Source organism: Anabaena cylindrica UHCC 0172, from assembly GCF_034931625.1.
GTDB lineage: Bacteria > Cyanobacteriota > Cyanobacteriia > Cyanobacteriales > Nostocaceae > Anabaena > Anabaena cylindrica_A.
In genome coordinates, this window is record NZ_JAYGGY010000073.1 from 1 (window position 1) to 5,070 (window position 5,070).

Below are 5,070 nucleotides of genomic sequence, written 5' to 3' on the forward strand. Positions count from 1 at the left end.
ATCGGTACAATCTGCATCTGATAAGCTTTTTAGACTATTTCGTCATCCCGTCAGCTATTTGACGCTTATTATTTTAACAAATAAAAGCCTGAAATCTTTGCTAGGCAATCTTTTCAGGCTTTTCTTTCTCTCAATTTTTAATTCCTAAATTTGCTTTAGTATCTGCGGAATGTGGGGTACAAGCTTCTTCATACTCGTTATCTGGACGCAACCATGCTGTATGTACTTTCGCTTCCCGAATCGATTTAATGATGTATTCCTTCACCCTTTCCCCAAAGGATGATTGTTCATGTTCAGCGAAGGGAAACGCGCCTACTAGTGTTTGATAGAGAAAATATTCATCATTGCGATCGGGCATAGCTGCACCTTGGCGTTTGCTTTTTTGCCCTTGATTTATGCTACTCCAAGTGTTTACCTGCTGTTCCCACTGATCGGGAATTTCTGATAGCACATTTAACCTGGCGCGGACATCTTCACCCCGCTTGGTGTCGTGGGTGGCGGTGGTGTTCATGGTGTGAGGCCAGTTTGCTTGGTGTTTTTGGTTAAATTTATGGAGTTCGTTTAGGGATATCCCAAAATGACTGGGATTTCCACCGACTTCATTGAGGGAGATAAAGCGATTGTAGGAATATAATGTGGTGTCTTCTACGCCTTTTGCCATCAGAGGCCCGGTGTATTGCTGCATCCGCATGACAAAATATAGCCATTGTTCGCTTTCTGTTTGAGTCAGGGAGTCATCAAACTCTAGCAGCATCAGCTTGGCGATAAAATCCATCTCATGCTGTAACAAAGGCGCGATCGCTTGGGCTTGGCGAATTACTTCTTGAATACAAGCGCGATCGCTTTCTTGGATGCCATCGGGTGTAATATAGGTGCGGTAAATAGGGAAGAGAGTGAGAATTTCTGCGATCGCTCTTTTTAGTCCGTTGACTGTAAAATCATTGCCAAAGCGATATTTGCTGGAAATATTCTTTAACAAAATCGCCAGATTATCAACGTCACCTGCTAAGTTCTTTTCGAGGATCAGGTGTTTATTGTGGTTGACAAGGAATGCATAATCTGATTTTGTACCGATAAATTTTTGATAAATTTGCTCAAATGCTGATTCGTTTTCTGTTTGACAAAATACACCATTTACATAATTTAAAAAGTCATACCCCGATGTGCCTTCAATGCTCCAGTTTTCTGGTAAATCTTCGGTGAGTTCTAAGATTTTTTCCACTGTGATGTAAACATTACCAATCTTTTCTTGGAGTCTTTCTAAATATTGCTTTGGGTTATAAAGTCCGTCAATATGGTCAATGCGTAATCCTGTAAATTTGCCCTCTGCTACTAACTTTTGAATTAAGCTGTGGGTGTTATTAAAAACCCGCATTTCTTCAACTTTTACAGAAATCAGTTCGTTAACAGTAAAGAAGCGGCGGTAGTTCATTTCCTCTGCACCTACTTTCCAGAAAGCGAGGCGATAAAATTGGTCGTTGAGGATGTCATCTAACAAATTAAAGCTTTCAGAATTACCTGGTTCGCCATTAAATATTTTCAGGTTTTCATCGATGAAATCGCGGATATCATCGTTAGTGGTGTAAGTTTCCCAAATTAAACCTTTAATAAAAGCGATTTGGTCTTGACGCTGTTTACCAGCAACCTCTGAGGGAACATTTTTTAGAATGTAGAGAATCCCTAATAACTTAATAAAATCAGGATGATTGCGTCCGAGAGTGCGGGTAAGTTTGCCAAGATTATGGCTGATAAATTTGGTATAAGACTCTAACCGCAAGGGCAATTTTAAGCTGTAATAATTGACAGTTAAACCGTTTTGTTCATATTGTAATTGAATGTCTCCCTTTTCTAAGGAAACACCGTAGAAGTCTCCAAGTAGGGGAGCGAGAATTCGCTGTTCGCGATCGCCAAAGGGTACATTCCAGCATAAATCGAAGTATTCAGTATAGCTGGAATCGGGGCCATGTTCTAATACATCCATTAAGTAGGCGTTTTCGCTACTATAAGCCATGTGGTTAGGTACAATGTCTTGTAACCAGCCCATACCAAGGGATTGCAGTTCGCTGACTAAGGCATCAAAGGATTCAATAGTACCTAGTTCGGGATTGAGTTGAGCAGCATCGACTACATCATAGCCATGCGTACTGCCGGATCTAGCTTTGAAGATGGGGGAGGCGTATAAATCAGAAATGCCTAAATCGGCGAGATAAGATGCGATCGCTTTGGCGTTGTCAAAGCCAAATTGTGATGTAAATTGTATTCGATAAGTAGCTTTAGGAATTCGCATAATATTGTTATTTCAACTGGAAAATCAGGGTAATATTCTTTCGGCGTTGCTGATTTAAAGTATGAATTTTTATCACGCAGAGGCGCAGAGAGGAGGAGTTTGAGAAACTAAATTTCTTAATTTCATACTTCGATTCAGCAACGCCATTCTTTCTTTGCGTCTTCTCTTCGAGACGCTACGCGAATGCGTGAGACTTTTTTTTAACGAACCGCAGAGACGCAGAGGACGCAGAGAAAAGAGTAATTAATCGAGTTCATACAGCACTAAACTGTTGGGTTGCAGTTGCAGTTGTTGTCCTACGAGTAAATTATCAGGTGCTTGTGAACCAAATCCAACCCATTGTGCATCGGCGGAGTCTAATCGTTTGTGAGCAGTACCTTCAATTGGTAAAGTTACTGTTATTGGAGATTGATTAAAATTCAGCGCAAATATTACTTGACTCGATTCACTTGCACGCCGCACTATGACTATTTGTTTATCTTCATCGCTAGTTGCTTGAATGGAATTGCGGTCTTGTGTTAAAAGTGCGGGGTGTGTCTTACGCCAATCAATTAATTGACGATACCAATCTAGTAAAACTTTGTGCTTACCTTCGTTGCGTAATTGCCAATTAAGTTTACAACGCAAAAAGGTTTCTGCCGATTCTGGATCTGGTGGATCTTCATCATAATGGAAAGCTTCAAATTCTTCCTTTCGTCCGGCTCGTACTGCTTGAATTAAATCAGGATCGGAGTGACTAACAAAATACATGAAAGGTGCAGTTTCGCCGTATTCTTCACCCATGAATAATAAGGGTAAGTAAGGCGATAGTAGCACAGCGCCGGCGGCTAATTTCAACCCTTCAAAAGAAATCCTCTCCCAAAGGCGATCGCCTTTCATTTGATTGCCGATTTGGTCGTGATTTTGGATGCAGACGGAAAATTGTGATGGTGGGCGATCGCGGCAAGAGATACCATGAAATCTTTTACGATGGGGGGCATACTGCCAATCGTAAACAAAGGTATCTTGATAAGCTTTGGCTAGTTGGGCATATTGTCCAAAATCTTGATAATATCCTTGGCGATCGCCTGTTAACAATGCGTGTAATGCATGGTGAAAGTCATCACTCCACTGGGCATCAAGTCCATAGCCGCCCAATTCTGCGGGGCGAATAATTTGGGGATTATTTAGATCACTTTCGGCAATTAGGTAGCGTTTGCGTCCACCATTCTGGGAAAAGCTATGTACTGCTTCAGCTAATTCCCACAGAAAATGCTTTGCGCCTAAATCGTAGATTGCCTGAATTGCATCCAGCCGCAAGGCATCAATATGAAACTCTCCTAACCAATACAGCGCATTCTGAATAAAATAGTGACGCACACCTTGACTATGGGCATCATCAAAATTCATCGCGTTGCCCCAAGGGGTTTTATAGGTTTTAGTAAAATAGGGGGCGAATTGACCCATGTAGTTACCTTCTGGGCCAAAGTGGTTATAAACTACATCCAGCACTACAGCAATACCATATTGATGGCAAGCATTCACCAGTTCCTTTAAATCCGCTGGTGTGCCATAGGAATTCTGCACAGCAAACGGGTAAACGCCGTCATATCCCCAGTTGCGGTATGCAAGAGTTGGTTCAATATGGGTATCTCCGGGAAACTGGGCAATGGGCATGAGTTCAATGGCGTTGATTCCCAGTTCTCTAAGTTCCGCTAGACGGGGAATAATAGCCGTGAACGTGCCTTCAGGTGTAAAGGTGCCCACGTGGAGTTCATAGAAAATCATCGATTCTAAAGGCACACCAGTCCAGTTGTCATCTGTCCAATTAAACTGAGGATCGACAACCTGCGACGGCCCGTGAACTCCTTCTGGTTGATACTGTGATGCCGGATCAGCAAAGGCGTTTTCTCCATCCAAAACATAGCGATAAAGCGTGTCTGGATAGACATCATTTACCTTCGTCTGCCAGTATCCCTCTCTGTGGGTTTTGAGTGGAATTACTTGTTTCTGTGGTGTCAAAATTTGCACCGCGACACTATTTAGTGTTGGTGACCAAACTGTAAACTCACACTCTCCGTTACCCAAGTAGTTAGCACCAGTTCTCACGCAGTATCCTCCCGTTAGATAATGTGTGCCGAATTATGGCTTGACTTGTCGTTATCCCAATTCTTCAAAATCCAGCAACAGATTCAATGGTTTGGAAACCCAGATTTAAAGCAGTTTTCATGTATTTAGACCACGCACTGATATCTGTATTTCTTTCTTCCTTTGCGCCTAACGCACTTCGCGCTAGAGCCTCCGGCACGCTTCGCGATTGCGTGAGATATAAAAATGTGGTTCATTTACCTGAAAATTGCTGTAATCTGACTTTCTTACTTGTGAATTACGAATTGGTTAGGAAAAATCGCGCCAGATAGTATCATGGATGATCTAGCCGACAATTTCTAGCACCCACAGGCGGATTTTTTTTTAGCCCAAAAGCTTGTGTATTCATCTATATAGAGAAGATGCGGTGAAAATACTCTATCAAATTGAGTAATTTTGTCAAATTATCATGAAATACTGCCTACGATTAGGGACGGGGTGAAATGAGCAAGTGCGACCTGAACTGGTCGTTTAGAACGCGGAACCTACTCCGCTAAGGGATTCACACCCCTTACCCTCACGGAAACGACTCTAAGAAAGAGTCTGGTCACGCCCAAGTAAGTAATGAAACAGGCGGAGTGCAGACCCCGAAAGTAGCCGTAACTAGTACCGTGCGGCGTAAGTGAATGAACCATTTTCAAGCCTTGTAATCAATC

Annotated in this window: 1 protein-coding gene and 1 pseudogene; both read right to left on the bottom strand. The window is 42.3% G+C overall.

The annotated features are described in order from the left end of the window. Positions 1-175: 175 nt before the first annotated feature. Positions 176-2,287, bottom strand: a pseudogene (treY, locus tag VB713_RS13845) (malto-oligosyltrehalose synthase); the annotation flags it as partial. A 243-nt stretch (positions 2,288-2,530) separates the two neighbouring features. Beyond that, positions 2,531-4,375, bottom strand: a complete 1,845-nt coding sequence (treZ, locus tag VB713_RS13850; protein ID WP_323312102.1) for a malto-oligosyltrehalose trehalohydrolase — start codon at positions 4,373-4,375, stop codon at positions 2,531-2,533. Positions 4,376-5,070: the final 695 nt, after the last annotated feature.